Consider the following 23,899-nt stretch of genomic DNA (forward strand, 5'->3'; position numbering starts at 1 on the left):
AAAATGGAAGGGTTTCAAATTAATTATACAGATATCTATGATTTGTTCTGGGAATACAAGACAAATTTAGAGAATCTGATGAATAAAATTGATACTTGTGAGAACTGCATTAATTTTTTTATAAAAAATGCAGTGTTTACCGGAGAAACAGGAGATGCAGTAAGAAGTTATCTGACCGATGTACATATCACAATGCTTTCAAGTATAAGAGTCACAGCGCAGAACCTGCTTGACAACATGACATTATACAAAGCCGGGTATTATGATATCGACAATTCTACAAATTTTAAACTTAGCGAGGAGGCAATCCGTGCATTTCGGACAAAACTAAGCACTAATTATTCGGATACGGAGTCTTATACCGGGAAAATACAGGGAGCAGTTTCTGGCATTTCGGATATATCGGGTGTTGGTACACCAAGTACGAATGGTGTCTTAGAACTACATGAGCAGTTGGATCAGGAATTATTAAATCTTATCACAGAAGTTCAGAACCATGAGAGCAGTACCGTGACAGCACTGGAGAATTCCGTGGAATTGTTACTATCGAGTCTGAATACCTGTATTGCAAAAATCGGATTGAACACAGCTGCAATTGCAAGTTATGAAAGCAACAGTTTTTATACAGATAAGGACGTGTATGCACTTGCCAATATCAGTGAACTGTTTTATCAGCAGCATGAAGACAATAAAGATGTATATGATGCAATCTGTGAAGCGGAACAGAACCTAAAGGATGCAGCAGAAGAACGTGAGACGCAGGGAGTGTGGAAGACCGTTGGCGGAGTCGTATTGGTTGGTGTTGGGGTGGCATGTATTATTGCAACTGCAGGTGCAGCGTCGCCCATTGTTGCAGCGGTTGGAGTGGCTGTGGGAACCGGAACGACTATTTTTGGAGCAGCAGATTCTGCGGAAGGTGCCCAGGATATTTATTATGGAAGCATCGGAGATATTGACAGTACCGCAGTAAATGACTTAAAAGATGTGGTATTCCAGGGAAATGAGGAAGCATATTATCTGACAGAAAGTGTCTTTGCATTTGCAGCATCCGCAATGATTCCAATCGGTCAGGCGGCCTCAGCAGGAAACCTGACATTCCGGAGTGGAGCAACAATCGTTGCAAAAGAAGGAATCGCGACAGCAGCAGGTGCAGGAGCCCAGAAGTATACGACAGATTTAACCGGAAACCAGACCGCAGGAATGATAGCAGGTATGGCAGCAAGTATGGCAACTGCGAAAGGATTGAATGGAATTGAAGCAGGGGCGAAGAAACTGGCGAAACCGAAGCTTGGAGATGTGGGAGCTGACGGTGGCGCAGTGTTAAATGATGCGGATGTGGGTTCGGCTGTAAAGAGTGGTATAAACTCTTATGCTGATTTTAGTAAAGCAATAAGCGATATTGGTATGAGAAGTGATTTGACTGATGCCCAGAAGATAAGTGAATTACAAAAATTGTTTGAAAGTTCAAATTATAAAGCTGATATAAATGTGCCAAGTGATATTCAATATGTAAAAGGTTTTGATGCGAAGGGAAATGTAATATATGATTGGCCACCTAAATTAGGCTTTGATGAAAGTACAATCAAATCTATTTCCAGAACAGATAGTTTACCTGATACGTGGGATAGATATGGATATATGGGAGGCTCTAATTTTGCAGATGTTCCTCCAACGGGTAAATACACATATAGTGAAAGAGCAATTCCTTATGTAGAGAATGAAGCAGCTTATCATACGGGAACTTTTAATAATGCAACGTATTTTGATAAAATTGATGCAATAAAAAATGGAGATATAGATGGATTGAATACAATTTTATCTAAGGAAGGAATAGCGAATGTTGATTCATCATATTTTAAAAATTTGCAAAATACATATAATGATTTTATTGAGGATACGGCAGATGCTGTAGGAAGGAATATTGATGCCACTTACGGGTTAAAAGGAACAGCAGCTTCGTGGGGAGATATGTCTGGAGGAGCAGGACAATATGTTACTCCACTTAACGGAAGTACCATGAAACGATTAGGAATTATAAATTGAGGTAGTACAGATGAATAGAAAAGAATTTTTGAAAATTAAAGAAGAATTGCAAGGTAAATTAGGAAAGTGGAAGTTGGAGATTGGCGATGAAATTTTTGCTGATTTTACAATAGGATGTTTTTATGATACATGTGAAAAGAAATGGAAAGTGTATGTTAATAATGAGCGAGGGAGACATAGAATTAGATTGATAACTGAAAACGAAGAGGAGGCTTTTGATGACTTGCTATCAATTGTAAACTTTGAGGTTGAAAATAATAGATATATTTAATTTTGCCTTCATAATAAGGAAATTCAAAACCTCATATTGAGTTTATTATGGTTATACTTTCGGACTCCCAACAACCTATAACTCCTGCACGTCTATTAATTAACCATCATGGCTGCCCAGAAGCAATTAAGAATCCATGATGTTAATTAATAGACGCTAGCGAAATTTTGCCGAGTTGGGTATACGGACGAACATTGAAAAATGACATGCTGATGTAACGCACTCTTAGTAATAAAATGTTGTGAAAGGGTGCGTTTTTCTGTGAAGGTATTTTTATAAACGGTAAGAGTATTTTATAAAAGTCAGTATTACAAGCGGTATTTCAGACACAAAAATTGGTCTAAAAAGCGGTAATTCTATTGAAGATTTTTTTATTATTGCGGTAGTTGTAAGAGATGCATTTCTGTGTAATGAAATCGTTGTGCTCAGACCAAAGTGTCGGACAAAGTTTTCAGACTATGCTGAAAAGCCATACAGTATCGGCATTTCCGCTAATGGAGAAATATAGTTGTTCCACAGAACTGACATCTGAAATCACAGCTGAATATTTTTTCTATGATAATTTCCAAATTCTTCTCAAGACTGCTGATATCGGTCTGCTTCTTTCGAGTATTGTGCCAAAAGTCTGTTTCTTGGTTATCTCACAAAGAAAAAGTGCTCAGCAGTTTTAAGAAAACATCAAGTCAGAAATCCTGATTCAGATGCAGTTTTTCTATTTAAGATGCTCCATCCGTAAAGGAGCAACGGAAATCAAAGGGCAGTCGGATGCAATGAAAAAGCTTCAGGAAGATTATGAAACGCTAAAGAGTGCGGTAAGCCAATATAGTACTACTTTGCAGATGGACTTAATGGCAATTGATTTATTAGTTGATTCACAAGTGCAAAAAGATAGGAATCAAAGTGAGCTTTTTAAGCAGGGCACCGGAATATTTGACACATGTTTGACACCATAAGAATGACAGGAGAGGAAAATGGAAGGGTTTCAAATTAATTATACAGATATCTATGATTTGTTCTGGGAATACAAGACAAATTTAGAGAATCTGATGAATAAAATTGATACTTGTGAGAACTGCATTAATTTTTTTATAAAAAATGCAGTGTTTACCGGAGAAACAGGAGATGCAGTAAAAAGTTATCTGACCGATGTACATATCACAATGCTTTCAAGTATAAGAGTCACAGCGCAGAACCTGCTTGACAACATGACATTATACAAAGCCGGGTATTATGATATTGACAATTCTACAAATTTTAAACTTAGCGAAGAGGCAATCCGTGCATTCCGGACAAAACTGAGCACCAATTATTCGGATACGGAGTCATATACCGGGAAAATACAGGGAGCAGTTTCTGGCATTTCGGATATATCGGGTGTTGGTACACCAAGTACGAATGGTGTATTAGAACTACATGAGCAGTTGGATCAGGAATTATTAAATCTTATCACAGAAGTTCAGAACCATGAGAGCAGTACCGTGACAGCACTGGAGAATTCCGTGGAATTGTTACTATCGAGTCTGAATACCTGTATTGCAAAAATCGGATTGAACACAGCTGCAATTGCAAGTTATGAAAGCAACAGTTTTTATACAGATAAGGACGTGTATGCACTTGCCAATATCAGTGAACTGTTTTATCAGCAGCATGAAGACAATAAAGATGTATATGATGCAATCTGTGAAGCGGAACAGAACCTAAAGGATGCAGCAGAAGAACGTGAGACGCAGGGAGTGTGGAAGACCGTTGGCGGAGTCGTATTGGTTGGTGTTGGGGTGGCATGTATTATTGCAACTGCAGGTGCAGCGTCGCCCATTGTTGCAGCGGTTGGAGTGGCTGTGGGAACCGGAACGACTATTTTTGGAGCAGCAGATTCTGCGGAAGGTGCCCAGGATATTTATTATGGAAGCATCGGAGATATTGACAGTACCGCAGTAAATGATTTAAAAGATGTGGTATTCCAGGGAAATGAGGAAGCATATTATCTGACAGAAAGTGTCTTTGCGTTTGCAGCATCCGCAATGATTCCAATCGGTCAGGCGGCCTCAGCAGGAAATCTGACATTCCGGAGTGGGGCGACAATTGTTGCAAAAGAAGGAATCGCAACAGCAGCAGGTGCAGGAGCCCAGAAGTATACGACGGATTTAACCGGAAACCAGACCGCAGGAATGATAGCGGGTATGGCAGCAAGTATGGCAACTGCGAAAGGATTGAATGGAATTGAAGCAGGAGCGAAGAAACTGGCGAAACCGAAGCTTGGAGATGTGGGAACTGATGGTGGCGCAGTGTTAAATGATGTAGGTGATGGTGCTTCTGTAAAAAGTGGTATAATCGGATATAACTACTTAGATGACCAATTAGGTAGTTTAAAAGATAAAGTAAAGATAAATCAATATCAATCGGCAGAAAGTGTCAATGATTGGTGGGGAGTAAGAGGTTATAAATCACCTTATAAAGAAAAAACTGTTGTACAAAATATAACGTTGACGGAAGATACAAAATTTGTTCGTGTGTATGATGGGGTGAATTCGCATTTAGAGGGTGGATGGGTTATGAGAGCCGAGGACATCAAGGGACTTACCTCAAAGGAAATTCAAGCAAAATTTGCATTAGAGCATGAACCTATATTTATTGGTGAAGTAGAATTAAAAGCAGGAGATACAATACGTCTAGGTGAAGTTGGACCTAATTTTGGATTTGATGGTGGTGGAGTACAAATAGATTTGCAACAGCAATGGATTGGTGATTTTGCTGAGATTGGAAAAATTGAAGACTGGAGGTAAAAGAATGAATGGAATAATTGTGGAAGGTAATACTTTAACTATTGGTTGTAAAAAAATTACTGTTAAATATCCAATTAAGGAAATTGAAAAAATAAATGGCAAGTATATTATTTTGCTAAAGATTCCGCGTGTGAAATTGGGAGTTGATGAGTTAAATAATATTTTGTGTTACAATGAACAGGGTATAATTTGTTGGCAAATAAGTAATAAATTACCATCTAGTATTGTTAGTAAAGAGCAAATTCCATATATTGCAATTCAGGTTATAGATGGAAAATTGTATGCAACTGACTTTTGGGGAAGGAAATTTAATGTTGATACAGAAAATGGAAAATTAATTGATGTTAAAATTGTACATTAGGATAACTATGCATTCGTAGCATCCGCAATGATACCAATTGGTCAAGCGTTTTCTATAGGAAATCTGACATTTCGAAGTGGTGCAACACTGGAAACCAAACCGCAGGAATGTTAGCAGGTATGGCAGCAAGTGCAGCAACCGCGAAGGGATTGAATGGAATTGAAGCGGGAGCGAAGAAACTGGCGAAACCGAAGCTTGGAGATGTGAGAGCTGACGGTGGCGCAGTGTTATATGATGCGGATGTAAAGGGTGGTAGTAAGGAGAACTTAAATTCTTATGCTGATTTTAATAAAGTAGTAAGTGATATTGGCAAAAGAACGGATTTAACTGATTTGCAAAAAGTTAAAGAATTACAAAACTTGTTTGAAAATTCAAATTACAAAACGGATATAAATGTACCAAGTAATATTCAATATGTAAAGGGGTTTGATGCGAAAGGAAATATAATATATGACTGGCCATCTAAATTAGGCTTTGATGAGAAGACAATTAAGCCTGTTACTAGAAGTGATGGTTTACCAGATACATGGGATAGATATGGATATATGGGGGACTCCAATTTTGCGGATGTTCAATCAACAGGAAAATATTCATATAGTGCAAGGGCAATTCCCTATGTGGAAAATGAAGCGGCTTATCACATAGGGACATTTAATAATGCGTCTTATTTTGACAAAATTGATGCAATAAACAATGGAGATATAGATACATTTAATGAGTTGCTTCGAAATGAAGGGATATCTAAATGGGACTTGGATGATTTTGAAGAATTGTGTGATAGTTATAATTCGTTTATATCACAAGTTAATAAAGAGTTGGAAGATGGAATAGATGCAACCTATGGGATAAAAGGTCTAGCAGCAGAATGGGGAGATATGTCTGGCGGAGCGGGACAAATTGTTACCCCTTTTGGCGGAGAAATACTAAAAAAAATAGGAATATTATACGAGGAGAATTAAGAATGGATAGAGATGAATTAATTTCTAGTATATTATCATATAAAGATGACATAGGTATGTGGAAAATAGTATTAAAACAATTTACAGATGCAGATTTTGTTATGGGCTACGGATTTGATAATAATACAGAGTTATGGAAAGTTTATCAAACCAACGAAAGAGGAATGACAGCAGAATGGACATTTGAAAATGAGAAAGCAGCATTAGAAAAACTGTATAAAAAAGTAAAGTTTCAGCATAAAATGTTAAATTGAAAAATTTTCATAATATGCACAGCCTTTTTAGAGAATCTGATGAATAAAATTGATACTTGTGAGAACTGCATTAATTTTTTTATAAGAAATGCAGTGTTTACCGGAGAAACAGGAGATGCAGTAAAAAGTTATCTGACCGATGTACATATCACAATGCTTTCAAGTATAAGAGTTACAGCGCAGAACCTGCTTGACAACATGACATTATACAAAGCCGGGTATTATGATATTGACAATTCTACAAATTTTAAACTTAGCGAAGAGGCAATCCGTGCATTCCGGACAAAACTGAGCACCAATTATTCGGATACGGAGTCATATACCGGGAAAATACAGGGAGCAGTTTCTGGCATTTCGGATATATCGGGTGTTGGTACACCAAGTACGAATGGTGTATTAGAACTACATGAGCAGTTGGATCAGGAATTATTAAATCTTATCACAGAAGTTCAGAACCATGAGAGCAGTACCGTGACAGCACTGGAGAATTCCGTGGAATTGTTACTATCGAGTCTGAATACCTGTATTGCAAAAATCGGATTGAACACAGCTGCAATTGCAAGTTATGAAAGCAACAGTTTTTATACAGATAAGGACGTGTATGCACTTGCCAATATCAGTGAACTGTTTTATCAGCAGCATGAAGACAATAAAGATGTATATGATGCAATCTGTGAAGCGGAACAGAACCTAAAGGATGCAGCAGAAGAACGTGAGACGCAGGGAGTGTGGAAGACCGTTGGCGGAGTCGTATTGGTTGGTGTTGGGGTGGCATGTATTATTGCAACTGCAGGTGCAGCGTCGCCCATTGTTGCAGCGGTTGGAGTGGCTGTGGGAACCGGAACGACTATTTTTGGAGCAGCAGATTCTGCGGAAGGTGCCCAGGATATTTATTATGGAAGCATCGGAGATATTGACAGTACCGCAGTAAATGACTTAAAAGATGTGGTATTCCAGGGAAATGAGGAAGCATATTATCTGACAGAAAGTGTCTTTGCATTTGCAGCATCCGCAATGATTCCAATCGGTCAGGCGGCTTCGGCAGGAAATCTGACATTCAGGAGTGGAGCAACAATCGTTGCAAAAGAAGGAATTGCGACAGCAGCAGGTGCAGGAGCCCAGAAGTATACGACAGACCTAACCGGAAACCAGACCGCAGGAATGATAGCAGGTATGGCAGCAAGTATGGCAACTGCGAAGGGGTTGAATGGAATTGAAGCAGGAGCAAAGAAACTGGCGAAACCGAAGCTTGGGGATGTGGGAGCTGACGGTGGCGCAGTGTTAAATGATGCGGATGTGGGTTCGGGTGTAAAGAGTGGCTCGCCAACACAGGGATATTCGAATTTTGCTGATGGAATGTCACCAGAAGATGCTACAGGATATGTTTTAAATAATGAAAAGGCGTTCTTTAATGAGTTTTCTGAAAGAGCAAGTGCGGCAGGGTTGAGCGACACGCAAATTGCAGAAGCCTTTGATGCAATGAGAAACGGTGATTATGCAAAGATGGCAACATATTTTGATACTTCATCACCAGTTGATGGTGCAGTATTTTGGAGTGGCAATAAAGAAGGCGCTGCTGCATACGCAAACAGCATTGGCGGAACCATAATGGAGCAAACTCCGGGTGGGCAAGTATTTGACAATTGGAGAGGAGTGGGCGGCATGTATCCTGAATGGGATACGCCCACGAATCTAGCCCAGAAACCAATATGGGATGCCCTGTCAAGTCAATATGCAAATGGCGCAGAAGGAATTGCGACATATGCACATCCTGATGGCTATGTGGGAAAAGTTTGGTCAAATATAGAAAAACCAATCCTAGAAGAAAATGATATTATTATTCAGGAGGTAATTATAGATGCAAAATAGTAAAGCTTATGATTGTTTAATAAAACAATTGAATGCAAACGGATCAGAAAAAATGGATGGATATTATCCTAAAGTGATGGAAGAAATATATGATTGGGAGCGAGAAGAAGTAGAAGATATTATTTGGGATGCTTTTTTTAATAAAAATGAAATAGAGTTAGCACAATTTTTTCCTAAGTTAAAAAAATATGATGGTATCAAGGCTTTAAAAGAAAGCCCTTATTTATTACAAATACCAAGTGAAGCAAGTGTTGAAATTGGTAAAATATTGTATGAGGCTACGGGAGATGAGGGATATTTAGACATAATAAAAAAAAATATTGATGCATCTCCGGAAACGATATCATTCGTTTCAATTTTGTCATATTGTAAGCCTTGTCAGCGATTATATAACATTCTTGTAGACATTTATATTAATAATAGTAATAAGGTTAACAGGAGTACTGCTGTTATGGGAATTTTATATAATAAAGGGATAATTAAAGACAGAAGTAGCATTAAAGAATCAAATGATGTAATAAGTTTGCGTAAGAAATTCAAATCCGAAGATAGTATAGAGCGAAAAAAAATTCTTGAAAAATTTGAAAACGGAGAATTAACTTTGTAAATTTGGTTAGTGTTAGTGTACCAGCGGTATTTAAAACTTTAAAAAAGTTATGAAATACCGCTGGTTTTGGTATAACTACAAGGCCGCCAATACATTAGCAGGGAAAAACAGAATTGTATGCCCATGCGGAAGTTAATTGCTGTGTAAGCAAATTCCTGTGTTTGGATGGAAGCCAATTATTGGATTATGACTTTTTTTGTCCATCCGATAAATCAGGATATTTGTATTGTTCATAGAGTTTATTGCATTGTGGCATCGTCGAAAAAAGAAAGTATAGCCTATTCATACAAATAAACAAGAATGATTGGAGCGGAATAAACAATTGCAGTTAACAGCCACGTTTTACTTTATGGGAAATTTCTCAGACAGTCAGAAATAGTGTATAATGGACTAGAAATAAAAAATGACATGACAAAAGAGTGCATTGTACCGGCTCCAAAAAGCTAAAAAATCTAACGATTGTAGGCCGGTATTTTTATGGGCAAATATAGTTATGAAAAAGTGGTAGATGCCTATGTTAATGGAGGAGATGGTTACGTGTATCTTACAAACAAATTTAAAATTCAGGACATACAGATTATTTGAAGATGGATTAATAATTATAATTTGATAGTACCGCAGTAAATGACTTAAAAGATGTGGTATTCTAGGGAAATGAGGAAGCATATTATCTGATAGAAAGTGTCATTGCATTTGCAGCATCCGCAATGATTCCAATCGGTCAGGCGGCCTCAGCAGGAAACCTGACATTCCGGAGTGGAGCAACAATCGTTGCAAAAGAAGGAATTGCGACAGCAGCAGGTGCAGGAGCCCAGAAGTATACGACAGATTTAACCGGAAACCAGACCGCAGGAATGATAGCAGGTATGGCAGCAAGTATGGCAACTGCGAAAGGATTGAATGGAATTGAAGCAGGGGCGAAGAAACTGGCGAAACCGAAGCTTGGGGATGGTTTGCCCAATAAGGATTTCCTAAAAAATATATCTAAGGATTGTTTATATGATGGTGAGATTAAAGAGATATCTACAACTGCAAAGCAAAAGGCATATGAGGCAGGACTGTCCGATGAAGAAATTTTTGTTTTGCGAAAAATTAAACAAGGACAAAAGCCGAATCCGGAGAGATATCTTTCGGAGGATTTCATGAGAGAAAAGTTAGGAAAGTTTGAAAAAGATGGTTGTTATAAAATTATAAGTGATGCTTGGGGGGAGCCTAGTGATACAATTGGACGTGATGGATTATATGTTATTAATGGAGAGGATTTTGAAACATTAATGTTAAAGGCAGATGGAAATCCTAGAATAATAGAACAAGAACTAGCGATGGATTCGGGATATTTGGGTGATAACCCTTATATTATAAAGATTGAAGAACCTCAGAACTTACGAATTCCGACAGGAAATGAACCTAATGCGTGGCAAGATGAATGGTGTCCGGCTGCTACGACAAGGAATGGAGTTTGTGAGGCGGTAATAGATCCTCCAACAAGAGAACAGTATCAATTTCGTCAGCTTATTGGCGATATGACTTGGAAATAAAAGGAGAGCTAAATGGAAAAATTATTAAGTACACAAAAATACGATGTAATAAAAAAATTTTCACATTATTATATACGTTTTATAGGTGGTCAAATGATGCCAATTCCATGTGATATAAAGATAACAGATAATGAAAAAAATCGCATTTTGGAAGGGAAGACTTCTATAGAAAATGTAATAAGTGATTATATGCAGATAATTCCGTGGACTCAAACGGAATTTATGAGGCGAGGATTTGAGGATTTTTTTCATTATAGGTTTAGTATGAAATCCGACGAGATTGAAGAGATAATGGCTAAATTGGATTTGAATAAGGCATTAAAAAATGAAATGTATATTTCTATAATGAATGAGAAGTTTCCAATAAAGTGTTGGGCTAAAGTGGAAGGTATGAATGCGGTGGAGTATTCGAAAAAGCTGGGATTGAACTTGGATGACACATATATGTATATGATAAGACTGTTATAGTGTGGAAGACCGTTGCCGGAGTAGGCTTGCTTGTAGTAGGCGGAGTATGTATAGTCACATCATGGGGAACAGCAACACCAATTGTTGCAGCCGCAGAGGGTATTGTTGGAACCGGAACGACTATTTTTGGAGTCGCAGATTCTGCAGAAGGTGCCCAGGATATTTATTATGGAAGCATCGGAGATATTGACAGTACCGCAGTAAATGATTTAAAAGATGTGGTATTCCAGGGAAATGAGGAAGCATATTATCTGACAGAAAGTGTCTTTGCATTTGCAGCATCCGCAATGATTCCAATCGGTCAGGCGGCCTCAGCAGGAAACCTGACATTCCGGAGTGGAGCAACAATTGTTGCAAAAGAAGGAATTGCGACAGCAGCAGGTGCAGGAGCCCAGAAGTATACGACAGATTTAACCGGAAACCAGACCGCAGGAATGATAGCAGGTATGGCAGCAAGTATGGCAACTGCGCAAGGACTGAATGGAATTGAAGCAGGAGCGAAGAAATTAGAGAAGCCGAAGCTTGGGGATGTGGGAGACGGCGGAGGTTCAGCGTTTGCAAGAAATAATTTAAAATCTGTGTTAGCTAATGAAAGTTTGACATTAGATGAGTTTAATACACTTCGTTTAGCAGATGTAAATGAATTGTCAGCAGAACAAATTGGAAAATTAAAAAATATAAGAGAAGCAGTGCCTAAGATTGATAGTAATACAGTGATTCAAAAAACTATTCCCCTTGAGGATATAGAAAAATACATAGGAGATGACGGATATAGTACTATCAGAGGCTATATAGCAAGATATGATGATGTTTCACATATTCATGATTATGATAATGTTGTAGAATCATCAAGATTAGACTATACAACAAATAGTGGTATTAGACCATATCCAGAAGGTGGAAATGCATATGGTTATATTAAATTTATGACGGATGATGTGGATAGGATTGGAATACCGTATGGAACAGAATTTGGTGGGGGAAATACAGACCCTGCCCCATGTACACGTAATGGATTTACAGGTGCAAGGAATGGAGAAGTTATTCCAGAATGGACAGTTGATGGTAACTTGGAACCAATAGAAGGTGCTGAATTGCATAGGGTAATTGACTCAGAAGATTCTATCGTAGCTATTTTTGATGGCGAACATTTCAGAGAGGTGAAAAAATGATAAAAAATGGAAAATATGCTTATTATAAAGGAAATGAATATAAATTTTCGAGAGATGCTGATGGTAATTATATTATTATAACATCAGATCTAAAGAAAACTGATTGTACATTTAAAGATAAATATAATACAGGAGTATACAGTAAATTAGTGAATATATCAGATGTAGATGAAATTTACAAAATTACAACTTATGGAAAGGTGAATGAAGAGAGGGTTTCAATTATAAAGGAAAAAAACGGAGAATATTTGGTTAGTACAAATGACTGTAAGATAGGGGAAAAGCTGAAGTTGGATCGAGTTGACAAATATGCATATGAGGGATGGTTAAATTCAAATATAGTAAAGCTTGATGAGAAAAAACAAGTTATAAAATAATTGATTTACATGAGTAGCTGGATCAGGAGCTATTGAATTTTATTGCAACAATCCAAAATCAGGAAAGTAGTACCGTAACAGCGCTGGAGAATTCTGTAGACTTATTAATTTCGAGCCTGAACAGCTGTATTGCAAAAGTAGGGTTGAACCAGGGAGCAATTGCAAATTATGAAAGCAACAGCTTTTACACAGATAAAGATGTCTATACATTAGCTAATATCAGCCAGGTATTCTATCAGCAGCATGAGGATAACAAAGATGTATATGAGGCTATGCTGGAGGCAGAGCAGGACTTAGAGGATGCAGCACAAGAGCGTGAGACACAGGGTATCTGGAAGACGGTCGGAGGAGTCGTGTTAGTTGTAGTCGGAGAGGGCATGCATAATCGGAACTGGAGGAGTAGTGTCACTGGTTGTTGCAACGGCAGAAGGAATCGTTGGAACTGGAACCACCATTTTTGGAATTGCAGATTCTGCGGAAGGTGCCCAGGATATTTATTATGGAAGCATCGGAGATATTGACAGTACCGCAGTAAATGATTTAAAAGATGTGGTATTCCAGGGAAATGAGGAAGCATATTATCTGACAGAAAGTGTCTTTGCATTTGCAGCATCCGCAATGATTCCAATCGGTCAGGCGGCATCAGCTGGAAATCTGACATTCCGGAGTGGAGCGACAATTGTTGCAAAAGAAGGAATCGCAACAGCAGCAGGTGCAGGAGCCCAGAAGTATACGACAGATTTAACTGGAAACCAGACCGCAGGAATGATAGCGGGTATGGCAGCAAGTATGGCAACTGCGAAAGGATTGAATGGAATTGAAGCAGGAGCGAAGAAACTGGCGAAACCAAAGCTTGGGGATGTGGGAGCTGACGGTGGCGCAGTGTTAAATGATGCGGATGTGGATTCGGCTGTAAAGAGTGGTACAACAACAATAAGCTCAGCAGATAGAATTAAAATTGACGCATGGGATTATACACCTAGTGATGAATTATATTTAAAATATAAGAAGGTATTTGATAATCCTAAATATTATAATCAAAAAACTGGTGCTATAAATTGGCCCCAAAACGATGGCTTTGCAAGTAAACCTATAGATGAAGTTTTACAACCTGGAACGAGAATAGACAGATATGGAAGTGATTTTGGTTCATTTACTTCACCAGAAGGGATTCCATATGAGATGAGAGCGGTAGCACCAGAAACTGATTTGAAACCATATAGTGTATTTGAAGTTGTTGAACCAATCAATGTGAAGGCTGGTGAAATAGCACCATGGTTTGATGAGCCAGGTGGAGGGATACAATATTTATTACCTGATACGGTAGATGAATTACTGGATGCAGGCATATTAAGGAGGATTAAGTAATGACAATAATAGAATTAGAACGTGAACTATTACAACTGGGGATATCGGATGATTTGTATTCTATAATGACGGGTGGATTACCTAATGAAAAACTATGTATCGTAAAAGAGGATAAATGGCAGGTTTATTATAGTGAACGAGGAAATAAGAGTGGTTTGAAAATATTTGAAACAGAAACAGAAGCTTGTGAATATTTCTTACGTAAGTTAAAAAGATATGCAACTAAATAGTTTTAATTAGAGTTATACATTCGGACTCCCAACAACCTACAAGGGATATTAATCCCTGTTGATAAAATTAAATTAAATAAGTAAGGGAGGAAATTAATAATGCTAGATATTCGCAATGGATTTTTAAAAATATCAGATGAGCTAACAATTTTTCCAGGATTTTCATTTGAGCAGTTTAAACACACAAGATTTTATAAGAATCAAGATGGGGTGAGAATTATTTATTTAGATGAACAACAGATTATTGATAATAAGAAATATATTGTAAGTTTATTCTTTAGGAATGGGAAGATATATATGGTGTCTTTGATATGTTGTGATAAAGAGTTTTCGGAAAAAGATGAGGATAAAAGAAAAATATTACACGATAATATATTAAATGAATTAGGCATTAATCAGCAGATGGAATATGGCTGGGGAAAAATATCATCAGCTTATGATGCTAGAAGTAATGTAAGTAGTATTGATATTATGTATTTTTAATTACGATTATATTTTCGGACAATCAACAACATGCAGATATTTATACAGCCAGTTTTTACCACACTTAGTTTAAGTAAGGAAAAGGTGTGGTTTAAAAATATAGAATCAAAGAGGTGAGCAATTAGAATGGATAGCAATGCAAAAAAATAAAAAGTGTGTTATGTGAAAATGCAGAGCAGAATTTGGAAGAGTATAGAGATTTTCATTTCGGTGAGTTTATTGAAATGCCAAATCAGTGTGGATATTTTGAACGAAATGGAAATTGGTATACATACGTAATAGACGAAAGAAATTTTTGTACATTTACGGGACCGTTTAATGTGAGAGGAGTAATATATGCATGTTCCAAAGTATTGCATATTTCAAAACAGTTCAAAGAATATAAATTTACAGAACATGAACTTGAAATTTATATAAATAACAACTTTCATTCTTTTGCGGAAATCGATAAAAATGTAAGTGAATGATATTTTATAAGAGCGTTGTGTAAATCCAAAGCGGGGCGTAGAGGGAGGATGATTCCTGGCTACGCCCATATCTATGAAAAGACAAATTGCTTGCAAAATGTTTGACGATAATAGCGAAAACAATTATAGTAGTCGTTAGGGCGTGTATTCTTAATTTTATATGGGGAATAAAAGAAAGGTGAGGGAAAAGATGTACCAGGTATTAAAATTCATTTTTGTAGGTGCGATTGTGGCATTGGGTATTTTCTTAACGGCATGCCCAAAGTATGCGCTGAAAGCAGGAGAAGAGGCAAACGAACAGACATTGTCTAGCGCAAGAAAAAGAGGAATTGTAGTAATGGTTCTAGGTATTGTTGTTGCAATAGTCCTTATTATTCCAATGTTTCTTTTTTCATAAGATTAAGTCTATCCTAAAGAGTACAGAAAAAGCTGGTGGTGTGGAGAAAATCCTTGCTACCAGCTTTTTTAGCATCTTATTTACGTCAAATCGAATGGAAATAAATAGGAACCTGATAGTATATTAAGATAAAAGGGAAAAATTTCCTATATTATTATGGTAAAACATTGCCAAGAGAAAGCAAATGGTGTATTCTATGATATGGGACAAATTCACCATATTTATGACTAATTTCGAAAGGTTAAGAAGATGGACACATATATTACTAGTTTTTGTACTGACGTAGGAATTAAGAAGAAGGTAAACCAGGACAGCCTTTGCATCAAAAAGGCTTTATTAAAGGACAAAACAGTTCTAATGGCATTGGTATGCGACGGCATGGGCGGACTCAGCAAGGGAGAACTGGCCAGTGCAACAGTGATACGTGGATTTTCAGACTGGTTTGTAAAGGACTTAGTGTCTACGCAGGGTGATTTTGATAAGATACGAAAGCAGTGGGAAAACTTAATTATAAGTTTGAATACAAAATTATGGAATTATGGTAAGAAAAATGCGGCGGAGTTAGGAACAACTTTAACCGCAATTCTTTTTGTTGAGGGGAAAGAATACCTTATTGCGCAGGTAGGGGATTCACGCGCATATGAAATTGGACAGACAATAAATCAAATAACGGAAGATCAGTCATTTGTTGCCAGAGAGGTAAAAAGGGGCAACATGACAAAAGAACAGGCCTTGGTAGACCCCAGGAGAAATGTTCTTCTACAATGCATTGGTGCATCGAAAAGTGTAGAACCAGTGTTTTATGAAGGACAGATTGGGGTTCGCAAAGGCTTTCTTTTATGCTCAGATGGTTTTCGTCATAAGGTCTTTGAGCAGGAGATGTTTCAGGCATTGTCAGGGCTTGAGGAGGCATCAAAGGAGCAGATAGAAGAAAAATTACGACAATTGGTGGAAGAAAATAAAAAGCGCGGAGAGACGGATAATATTACAGCCGTTTACATAGGAAAAAGTACAAGATAAAAGAGGGAGAGCATTGTGGCAATCGTAGGAACGCTAATTGAGGGAAAATACGAAATCTTAAAAATGATTGGCAAGGGTGGAATGTCAGAGGTTTACCTTGCCATGGACAAAAACCTGAACAAACAGTGGGCGGTAAAGGAAATTAAAAAAAGAGCCCGTGATAAAAATAATGAGGTCGTTGTGCAATCTGCAATTGCGGAAGCAAATATGATGAAAAAGCTGGATCACCCATGTCTGCCTCGAATTGTTGACATCATTGACAAGGAAGATGTGATATATGTCGTGATGGATTATATCGAAGGGGAGCCTTTGAGTAAGGTTTTGGAGCGGAATGGTGCACAGCCACAGGAGACTGTCATTGAATGGGCGCAGGATTTATGTGGGGTTTTAGATTACTTACATACACAGAACCCACCAATTATTTACCGGGATATGAAACCGGCTAATATCATGTTACAGCCCAATGGAAATATCAAACTGATTGATTTTGGTATTGCAAGGGAATACAAGGAGCATAACTTAGAGGATACTGTTAGTTTGGGAACCAAAGGCTATGCTGCACCGGAGCAGTTCGGAGGAAAAGGGCAGACGGATCCAAGGACAGACATTTATTGCCTGGGTGTCACGTTATATCACCTCGTGACAGGTAAAAACCCATGTGAGCCACCATACGAGATTTACCCGATTCGTTATTGGAATCCGGAATTATCCTCCGGTTTGGAAAGTATTATTTTAAAATGTACCAGAATTAACCCGGAAGAACGTTATCAGTCATGTGCAGAACTTTTGTATGCAATCATGCATTATGAAGAGGCAGACGAATCTTATCAGAGAAAACAAAAGAAAAAGCTGCATGTGTTTTATGGCATGTTAGCAGCTTCCTTTGTAAGTCTGGGAGTTGGGATTTTAGGGCAGGTATTAAAGGCACATGTGAACAACAATGACTACGATAATTTGTTACTGCAGGCTGAAAAATCTGCAACGGATGAAGAAAAAATTGCAACCTATCTGGATGCGGTTGACATAAAACCAACAGACACGCAGGCATATCTCGGATTGATAGATGCATTTAAGGATGATGCAGTTTTTTCCGTGGAAGAGGAAAATGAATTTAAAAAGAAAATTAATAACAATTTAAGTGAACTTCGAAAACAGAAGGACTATGCGGACCTTGCGTATGAGATTGGCAGGTTGTATTGGTATTACTACGATTACGGAAAGACAGATACCAATGATAACCAGATTACCCGGATCAAGAGCTCTATTCAATGGTTTTCCGACGCATACGATTACAGTACAGAGGATTCTGATTATCATGTCATTACCCAGGTATATAAGGAAATCGGACAGTTTACAAGAGACGTCACACTGAATGTAGAAGAGGCATCGGACAAGGGCACTTACGCACCATATTTCGAAAACCTGGAAAACCTGCTTGGTGTTGTTGAGCATGAGGAAAGTGAGATTGTAAATCTTGAGGTCTATCAGCTTTGTATGAATTCCATTGAAAATTATGCAAGAAAATTTAAAGCAGATGGAATTGAAAAAAAACAGTTACAGACTTTTTTTGAGGAAGTATCAGATAAGACAGGCGGAATTGATACGACAACAGATAAGACAGATGAGCTGAAAAATGAAATTATAGAGCGGGAAAGTGCTGCACAGGACGCAATTCAAAATGCGTACAGCGAGGAATAGGAGGAAGATATGGACGCTACAATATATCAGATTATTTCGATTGTTGGTTTTGGCTTGGCAGCATTGTTTCTAATCATTGCGATTATCCTGTTTTTTGCATTTGACGTTGTTGCATTGTACGGAGAAGTAAGTGGAAAGACTGCAGATAAGCAAGTGAAAGAACTTCGTGAAAACAATAAGAGAGCAAGCAGTCGAAGAAGAGAACCGGAAAAAAGCGGTCGATTGGAAAAATCCAGTAAACAGATTGCAAAAGGAATTTTTGAAGGAAGCAATGTGGTGGTTACAGGACCAATTACACAGAAAGTACAGCCGTCAACAGACGAGCAGACAGATGTATTAAAACAAACACCAGCCGTGGAGGAAGAGACCAGTGTTCTAGACGAGGGAACGACGGTATTGAAAGAAGGAACAGCACCTTTAGACGAAGGAACGACGGTACTGAATGAAGAAACCACAGTTTTAGAGGAAGGAACGACAGTTCTAGAGGAAGAGGCGACGGATAAGTCTGACAGCGGAGAATTCATCATGCTTGAGGATGATGTCGAGATTCATACGGATGAAACCATATAAAAAAGCAAGAACCATAAAAAGAGAGGAAAAGGGAATGAAAGAAAGAGAGAGTTTTAGCAGGAAATGGAAAAGAATACTTGCAATGACACTTGTAGTTGTAATTGTATTAGGTGTCTTTCCGGTAAAAGGTGTTTTTGCAGAAACAGATCCGCAAGGCACTGAGTCGGAGGAAACGAAAACGACAGAGGTAAAGGTTCACTTTACACTTGATGGAGAAGAGGCAGTGGATGCCGGAAACGTTCAGATGACCTACTTGCAGGGGGAAGAGGAAAAAACTTTAGAGGGTGAATATGACGAAGAAACCAACACGACAGCTTTTGCACCTGAAATCACAGATCCGGCAACAACTTATACGGTGTCTGTGAAAGCGGCAGAGGGTTATCAGATTTCAAATATCATAGATGAAGACGATGACAGCAGAGATATGATGGCAGAGTTTGAATATGTTGAAACAGAAGGTACATATCAGTACAAATTTACTGCAACAGAAGAAACGAAGCCACTGAACCTAAAGGTAGAATTACAAAAAATCACAGGTGAACTGGTTGTAAATGTGACTACTGAGGGAAATGCAGAAGGAACCGGTGGTAGTGTTAAGGTATATGAACTAGGTGAGGATGGTAAAAAAACAGAATGTTCTGACGAGAAAACGGAAAATGCGACTTCAACATATCGTCTGGAAGTAACAAAAAAGTATCGTATCGAAGTAACACCGGATACAGCCAATGGTTATGAATTTCAGTCAGAAGAGTATCACCATGATGAAGAGCAAACAGATAAAACAGTTTATTATAAAGAATTTACCTGTAATACAGATGTGTTATCGGTTACAGAAAATATCGCTTTTTCACTTAAAAATGTCTCATTGAATCTGGAGATGACAAAGGGTGGAGTTGTTCAGATTGGTGATGTTGTGTATGATTCCAAAAAAGAAATCGGTTATAAATATGGAAGTACAATTGGCGATGTAAAGGTAATTCCAGAGGCGGGCTACCGCTTAAAATCAGTTACGTTAGATGGTATCGAACAGGAATTGCAGCAGGATGACGATGCTGTTGCCGGTAAGATTTCGGTTCCAGCGATTACCAAGGGTGAGACTTTATCCGTTGCATTTGAAAAAGTAGAGACAAAGACAGACGCTGATTTTCCAGAGGAGATTGAGGTTGTTTTTTCAAATGAAAAAGATGCTGTATCCAAGTGTGAGACAGAGAACGAGGTAATTTATACCATTACCAAGGGCGCCAGTGTCACATTAAAGAGCAAAAGCGGAGATAAGATTTCGTTAAATGATGAGACAACGAGCATATTTGGAATATATGAAGTACCGGCATGTGCGTCTGAAAAACAAATCAGGTCAGAATTGACGGTAAAAAGTATCTGTGCAGTGAAAAATCCATGGAGTCAGACGAGGTACGAACTGGCAAAACCAGTCACGTTTGTCTTTGATACGGTATCACCAACCGTTACAGTTACAGAGAATGGTACACCGGTTACAAATGGATATTCTACCTGGATTTCAGGAACAGAAACCGGTCTTTCTTTAAACGGAACCGTTACCGATGCAGGAACAGATGGCTCGAATTATAAAGCTGGTGTTGACCGTGTCGTATGGTCGACCAAGGCATTGAGTGAGGAGCAGATTTTAGCAGAAACAGAACATGTTTTAACTGTAACCAATGGAACATTTACACTTCCGCTTGACCAGACACCACAGGAGACGACAACGTATTATTTCTACGGTGTGGATAAGGCATCCAATGTTTCCGGTGAAGTGACCAGAACTTACATGGTTGATAAAAGCGAACCTCAGGTTACAGATATTCAAACTACGGATTTAGTTGAAAACCGGAGTGTATTTTATACAAAGGAAGCAACCGTAAGCTTTATGGTAAAGGCAGCAGATGAAGGTTCAGGAGTAAAGTCCATTACCATTTATCAGGATGGTGTGGCAAAAGAGACCAAAACAGTAGACGAAAATAACAGTGCTTCCTTTACCATTACACTTTCTGATGGTGCAGAAAATAAAATCACAGCATCCGCAACCGATAACGTTGGAAATGTAACAGAAGCAAAGAATTTTGCGAAATTTGGAAATGGAGCACAGATTGTACAGGATGCCCAGACACCGGAAATTGGAGTAGATCTGGATGGATTCTATTTTGATACCGTAGGTGATGTGACAACCTATTATGAAAAACAGGATGAAAATATCAGACTTTCACTTAGTCAGAAAAAGTCGGGATTAAATTCCGTATCTGTATGGATTAACGGTGTAGAGCTGACAGAGGATGTAAATGGAAAAAGTTTTGTGCAGGCAAATTATGATTACAAAGATTCAACTCAAAAGAAACATACAACCGATTCTTTTGTCATTTCAACTTCGCAGGCAGCGACGTTAGCAGATGGGGACTACGATATCACAGTGTCTGTGACCTCCAACGTAGATACGGCAGCTGTTTATACCAAAAACATTCACATTCACAAAGAAGACCAGGCACCTGTAATTGCAAATTATACGGTTCTTGGTGCTGCAAAAGAGGATGTTAATACCGTAGATTCCTATGGATATTATGCAAATGGTGATGTGACAGCAGAGCTGACTTTAAGCGATGGCGCTGCCGGAGCCGGAATTCGGAGTGTTTCCTACTTTTTCGTTGATTTTACAGGAAAAGTAAGTTCAGTAGATACCGTAGAGCTTTGTAAAAGACCTGGGGAAGAGGCTGTCATCCAGATTCCTGTTTTAGCAGATTTCAAGGGTTATCTTTATGTAAAAACAACAGACAACGTTGGAAATACCGTAAGTAATGCCTATCAGACAACCGGAATTTTGACAGAGAGTGCGCAGGCACATAATGGAAATGCCGAGGTAGCGTTATCTGCAGAAAAAACAGACCGAAAAGACCGAAATGGAAACAACTTATATGCAGCAGATACTTCTGTTGCGGTCAGAGTTGCAGATGCTTATGCCGGAATCCGGAAAATCGAATGGTCCGTAAGCGCACCGTTTGATACTGCAAACAATCGAAGCGGTGTTGTGACCTTTGACAACAGCGGTGTGGCATCAGATGCGTCCTGGAACATTGCAGCAAGGGATAAGAATCTTGTTACAGAAGTAACGAACAGTATTCCGGTATCAAACAATAGTAATGACATTGTGGTTCGGGTAAAAATGACAGACTGTGCAGGAAATACAACGGAACAGACTATGATGATGAGTATTGATAAAACAGCTCCATCTATTAGCCTTTCTTATAATGATGTAGCACCGGATCAGACCTATACTTCGATTTATAAGGATACAAGAATTGCAACTGTCACAGTAAAAGAAAGATGTTTTGATGCAAATGCAGTGGCATGGAATATTACAAGTACACATGGTGCATCTGCCCAGGTTTCAGGATGGAGTGAGTATGTGAATACAGAAAATCCAGATGAGAACACCTACACGGCGACAGTAACATTTGCGGCAGATGATGATTACACGTTTGCAATGAACTACACAGACTTAGCAGGAAATGCTGCTACACCGTTTGCCACACAGAACTTTACCATTGACCAGACGGTGCCGGTAATCGAGGTGTCAATGGATGGTCAGCCAAGCAATGGAAATTATTATGCACAGGGAAGAACTGCAACGGTAAAAGTAACAGAACATAACTTTGATCCAAGCCGAATTGAAGTCCGTGGAACAGCAACTGATAACGGACAGACCATTACGTTCCCGGTTGTATCAGGATGGACAACAGATGGCGACGTTCATACAACGACCATCGCATTTAATACCGATGGTGTCTATGCATTTACCGTTGACGGCGCAGATGAAGGTGGAAATACAGCAGTACAGAATGTGACAGAGGAATTTGTCATTGACCAGACAGAACCAACGATTGAGATTTCCGGTGTTGAGAATAACTCCGCAAATAAGGATGTTGTAGCGCCGGTCGTTCAGTTTTTAGATACCAATTATAACGAAGGAGCTGTCAAGGTTGAGTTAGTTGGAGCAAACCATGGTGTCGTTGAGGCAAAAGGAGCATTTACTGCTTCTGAAAATGGTCAGACCTTTACATTTTCCGATTTTGACCATGAACAGGACGTGGATGATATTTACACCTTAACTGCAACAGAGATCGATTTTGCAGGAAATGAGACCACACAGAGCATTACCTTTTCTGTGAACCGGTTTGGTTCTGTCTATGTATTCGATCATTCCCTAAAGGAAATCGAAGGTACCTATATCAAGAAACCGATTGATGTTGTGCTGACAGAAACAAACGTGGACCAGTTGTCTATGGAAACCGTTAAAGTAACAGTTTCTGCAAACGGTGTTCCAAAGGATTTACAGGAAGGAACGGATTATACCGTCGCACAGGCAGGTGGAAATGGAAGCTGGAGCCAGTATACTTACACGATTGATAAGTCCGTATTCCAGGGGGATGGTTCTTATCTGGTAACACTTTATTCCGAAGATTATGCAGGAAATATCAATGAAAATATTGAAGAATCCAAGAAAGCAGAGATTGACTTTGGGGTAGATGGTACGGCACCGGTTATCGTTCCAATCAATATTGAAGATGGTCAAAGCTACAATGCACAGAATTATGATGCAACGATATCTGTAGTTGATAATCTGGTATTGCAGGGCGTAGAAGTTATGCTTGATGGAAAGCAGGTTTCTTATACACAGGAAGGAGATAACTTCAACTTCTCCATTCCAGAGGCAGGAAATCGTCAGAATCTTGAGGTGATTGCAAAAGATGCAGCAGGAAATGAAGTAAATTGCAAGGTAGCAAACTTCCTGGTATCTACCAACTCCTTTGCTCGATTCTACCATAACACGCCAGCAGTTGTTGCATCGGTATGCGGTGTCGCAGCAGTCGGCGGTGGTGCAGGAGCATTTGCAATGTTCCGCAGAAAGAAAGTCGTCCGTATCAAACGAAAAAAATAAGAAAAGAAATAGAGGGATG

22 protein-coding genes are annotated in these 23,899 nt (G+C 38.7%); all 22 read left to right on the forward strand.

Annotated features, from left to right (window positions below; all coding sequences use genetic code 11):
- Nucleotides 1-3: 3 nt before the first annotated feature.
- The gene (locus tag BIV16_RS01215) at nt 4-2,043 is read left to right on the forward strand and encodes a T7SS effector LXG polymorphic toxin (RefSeq protein WP_075679780.1); all 2,040 of its coding nucleotides are present in this window, start codon (nt 4-6) and stop codon (nt 2,041-2,043) included.
- Between the two features lie 10 nt (nt 2,044-2,053).
- On the forward strand, nt 2,054-2,314 hold the full coding sequence (locus BIV16_RS01220) for a hypothetical protein (RefSeq protein ID WP_075679779.1): 261 nt from the start codon (nt 2,054-2,056) through the stop codon (nt 2,312-2,314).
- A 701-nt stretch (nt 2,315-3,015) separates the two neighbouring features.
- On the forward strand, nt 3,016-3,267 hold the full coding sequence (locus BIV16_RS01225; RefSeq protein ID WP_075679713.1) for a hypothetical protein: 252 nt from the start codon (nt 3,016-3,018) through the stop codon (nt 3,265-3,267).
- 18 nt (nt 3,268-3,285) lie between these two features.
- Complete coding sequence (locus tag BIV16_RS01230; RefSeq protein ID WP_330546360.1) at nt 3,286-5,097, forward strand: T7SS effector LXG polymorphic toxin; 1,812 nt, start codon at nt 3,286-3,288, stop codon at nt 5,095-5,097.
- Nucleotides 5,098-5,101: 4 nt separating this feature from the next.
- A complete protein-coding gene (locus BIV16_RS01235; protein WP_083625068.1) occupies nt 5,102-5,458 on the forward strand; it encodes a hypothetical protein in 357 nt (118 codons plus the stop codon).
- Nucleotides 5,459-5,577: 119 nt separating this feature from the next.
- Nucleotides 5,578-6,417 carry a hypothetical protein gene (locus BIV16_RS01240; protein WP_143524712.1) on the forward strand — a complete coding sequence of 280 codons (840 nt, stop codon included), beginning with the start codon at nt 5,578-5,580 and terminating at the stop codon, nt 6,415-6,417.
- A gap of 2 nt (nt 6,418-6,419) precedes the next feature.
- Nucleotides 6,420-6,671, forward strand: a complete 252-nt coding sequence (locus BIV16_RS01245; RefSeq protein ID WP_075679710.1) for a hypothetical protein — start codon at nt 6,420-6,422, stop codon at nt 6,669-6,671.
- A gap of 39 nt (nt 6,672-6,710) precedes the next feature.
- A complete protein-coding gene (locus BIV16_RS01250; protein WP_075679709.1) occupies nt 6,711-8,540 on the forward strand; it encodes a T7SS effector LXG polymorphic toxin in 1,830 nt (609 codons plus the stop codon).
- The gene (locus tag BIV16_RS01255; RefSeq protein ID WP_075679708.1) at nt 8,530-9,147 is read left to right on the forward strand and encodes a hypothetical protein; all 618 of its coding nucleotides are present in this window, start codon (nt 8,530-8,532) and stop codon (nt 9,145-9,147) included. The genes BIV16_RS01250 and BIV16_RS01255 overlap by 11 nt, the downstream gene beginning before the upstream one ends.
- 707 nt (nt 9,148-9,854) lie before the next feature.
- Nucleotides 9,855-10,685, forward strand: coding sequence for a hypothetical protein (locus tag BIV16_RS01260; RefSeq protein ID WP_075679707.1), 831 nt, complete (start codon nt 9,855-9,857; stop codon nt 10,683-10,685).
- A 12-nt stretch (nt 10,686-10,697) separates the two neighbouring features.
- Nucleotides 10,698-11,153, forward strand: coding sequence for a hypothetical protein (locus tag BIV16_RS01265; RefSeq protein WP_075679706.1), 456 nt, complete (start codon nt 10,698-10,700; stop codon nt 11,151-11,153).
- Nucleotides 11,153-12,325 (forward strand): hypothetical protein, encoded by a 1,173-nt coding sequence (locus BIV16_RS01270; RefSeq protein WP_075679705.1) that lies wholly within the window; start codon nt 11,153-11,155, stop codon nt 12,323-12,325. The genes BIV16_RS01265 and BIV16_RS01270 overlap by 1 nt, the downstream gene beginning before the upstream one ends.
- Nucleotides 12,322-12,702 (forward strand): hypothetical protein, encoded by a 381-nt coding sequence (locus BIV16_RS01275; protein WP_075679704.1) that lies wholly within the window; start codon nt 12,322-12,324, stop codon nt 12,700-12,702. The genes BIV16_RS01270 and BIV16_RS01275 overlap by 4 nt, the downstream gene beginning before the upstream one ends.
- Nucleotides 12,703-12,734: 32 nt before the next feature.
- Entirely contained in the window at nt 12,735-13,223 is a 489-nt protein-coding gene (locus BIV16_RS01280; protein ID WP_159435923.1) for a hypothetical protein, read from the forward strand.
- Nucleotides 13,105-14,070 (forward strand): TNT domain-containing protein, encoded by a 966-nt coding sequence (locus tag BIV16_RS01285; RefSeq protein WP_075679703.1) that lies wholly within the window; start codon nt 13,105-13,107, stop codon nt 14,068-14,070. The genes BIV16_RS01280 and BIV16_RS01285 overlap by 119 nt, the downstream gene beginning before the upstream one ends.
- Complete coding sequence (locus BIV16_RS01290) at nt 14,070-14,300, forward strand: hypothetical protein (protein ID WP_075679702.1); 231 nt, start codon at nt 14,070-14,072, stop codon at nt 14,298-14,300. Before BIV16_RS01285 ends, BIV16_RS01290 begins: the two co-directional genes overlap by 1 nt.
- A 99-nt stretch (nt 14,301-14,399) precedes the next feature.
- Entirely contained in the window at nt 14,400-14,783 is a 384-nt protein-coding gene (locus BIV16_RS01295) for a hypothetical protein (protein ID WP_075679701.1), read from the forward strand.
- A gap of 657 nt (nt 14,784-15,440) precedes the next feature.
- A complete protein-coding gene (locus tag BIV16_RS01300; protein WP_075679699.1) occupies nt 15,441-15,647 on the forward strand; it encodes a hypothetical protein in 207 nt (68 codons plus the stop codon).
- Between the two features lie 249 nt (nt 15,648-15,896).
- Nucleotides 15,897-16,667 (forward strand): PP2C family protein-serine/threonine phosphatase, encoded by a 771-nt coding sequence (locus tag BIV16_RS01305; protein ID WP_075679698.1) that lies wholly within the window; start codon nt 15,897-15,899, stop codon nt 16,665-16,667.
- Between the two features lie 15 nt (nt 16,668-16,682).
- The gene (locus BIV16_RS01310) at nt 16,683-18,365 is read left to right on the forward strand and encodes a serine/threonine-protein kinase (protein ID WP_083625067.1); all 1,683 of its coding nucleotides are present in this window, start codon (nt 16,683-16,685) and stop codon (nt 18,363-18,365) included.
- Between the two features lie 9 nt (nt 18,366-18,374).
- Nucleotides 18,375-18,935, forward strand: coding sequence for a hypothetical protein (locus tag BIV16_RS01315; protein ID WP_075679697.1), 561 nt, complete (start codon nt 18,375-18,377; stop codon nt 18,933-18,935).
- 34 nt (nt 18,936-18,969) lie between these two features.
- Nucleotides 18,970-23,880, forward strand: coding sequence for a hypothetical protein (locus tag BIV16_RS01320; RefSeq protein WP_143524711.1), 4,911 nt, complete (start codon nt 18,970-18,972; stop codon nt 23,878-23,880).
- The last annotated feature ends 19 nt before the right edge of the window (nt 23,881-23,899 follow it).

Origin of the sequence: Roseburia sp. 831b (assembly GCF_001940165.2) — a bacterium.
GTDB lineage: Bacteria > Bacillota > Clostridia > Lachnospirales > Lachnospiraceae > Roseburia.

Bases quoted from the DNA above. Each gene is read 5' to 3' on its own strand.
- BIV16_RS01215 (WP_075679780.1), top strand. From the start codon at position 4: ATGGAAGGGTTTCAAATTAATTATACAGATATCTATGATTTGTTCTGG.
- BIV16_RS01220 (WP_075679779.1), top strand. From the start codon at position 2,054: ATGAATAGAAAAGAATTTTTGAAAATTAAAGAAGAATTGCAAGGTAAA.
- BIV16_RS01225 (WP_075679713.1), top strand. From the start codon at position 3,016: ATGCAGTTTTTCTATTTAAGATGCTCCATCCGTAAAGGAGCAACGGAA.
- BIV16_RS01230 (WP_330546360.1), top strand. From the start codon at position 3,286: ATGGAAGGGTTTCAAATTAATTATACAGATATCTATGATTTGTTCTGG.
- BIV16_RS01235 (WP_083625068.1), top strand. From the start codon at position 5,102: ATGAATGGAATAATTGTGGAAGGTAATACTTTAACTATTGGTTGTAAA.
- BIV16_RS01240 (WP_143524712.1), top strand. From the start codon at position 5,578: ATGGCAGCAAGTGCAGCAACCGCGAAGGGATTGAATGGAATTGAAGCG.
- BIV16_RS01245 (WP_075679710.1), top strand. From the start codon at position 6,420: ATGGATAGAGATGAATTAATTTCTAGTATATTATCATATAAAGATGAC.
- BIV16_RS01250 (WP_075679709.1), top strand. From the start codon at position 6,711: ATGAATAAAATTGATACTTGTGAGAACTGCATTAATTTTTTTATAAGA.
- BIV16_RS01255 (WP_075679708.1), top strand. From the start codon at position 8,530: ATGCAAAATAGTAAAGCTTATGATTGTTTAATAAAACAATTGAATGCA.
- BIV16_RS01260 (WP_075679707.1), top strand. From the start codon at position 9,855: ATGATTCCAATCGGTCAGGCGGCCTCAGCAGGAAACCTGACATTCCGG.
- BIV16_RS01265 (WP_075679706.1), top strand. From the start codon at position 10,698: ATGGAAAAATTATTAAGTACACAAAAATACGATGTAATAAAAAAATTT.
- BIV16_RS01275 (WP_075679704.1), top strand. From the start codon at position 12,322: ATGATAAAAAATGGAAAATATGCTTATTATAAAGGAAATGAATATAAA.
- BIV16_RS01290 (WP_075679702.1), top strand. From the start codon at position 14,070: ATGACAATAATAGAATTAGAACGTGAACTATTACAACTGGGGATATCG.
- BIV16_RS01295 (WP_075679701.1), top strand. From the start codon at position 14,400: ATGCTAGATATTCGCAATGGATTTTTAAAAATATCAGATGAGCTAACA.
- BIV16_RS01300 (WP_075679699.1), top strand. From the start codon at position 15,441: ATGTACCAGGTATTAAAATTCATTTTTGTAGGTGCGATTGTGGCATTG.
- BIV16_RS01305 (WP_075679698.1), top strand. From the start codon at position 15,897: ATGGACACATATATTACTAGTTTTTGTACTGACGTAGGAATTAAGAAG.
- BIV16_RS01315 (WP_075679697.1), top strand. From the start codon at position 18,375: ATGGACGCTACAATATATCAGATTATTTCGATTGTTGGTTTTGGCTTG.
- BIV16_RS01320 (WP_143524711.1), top strand. From the start codon at position 18,970: ATGAAAGAAAGAGAGAGTTTTAGCAGGAAATGGAAAAGAATACTTGCA.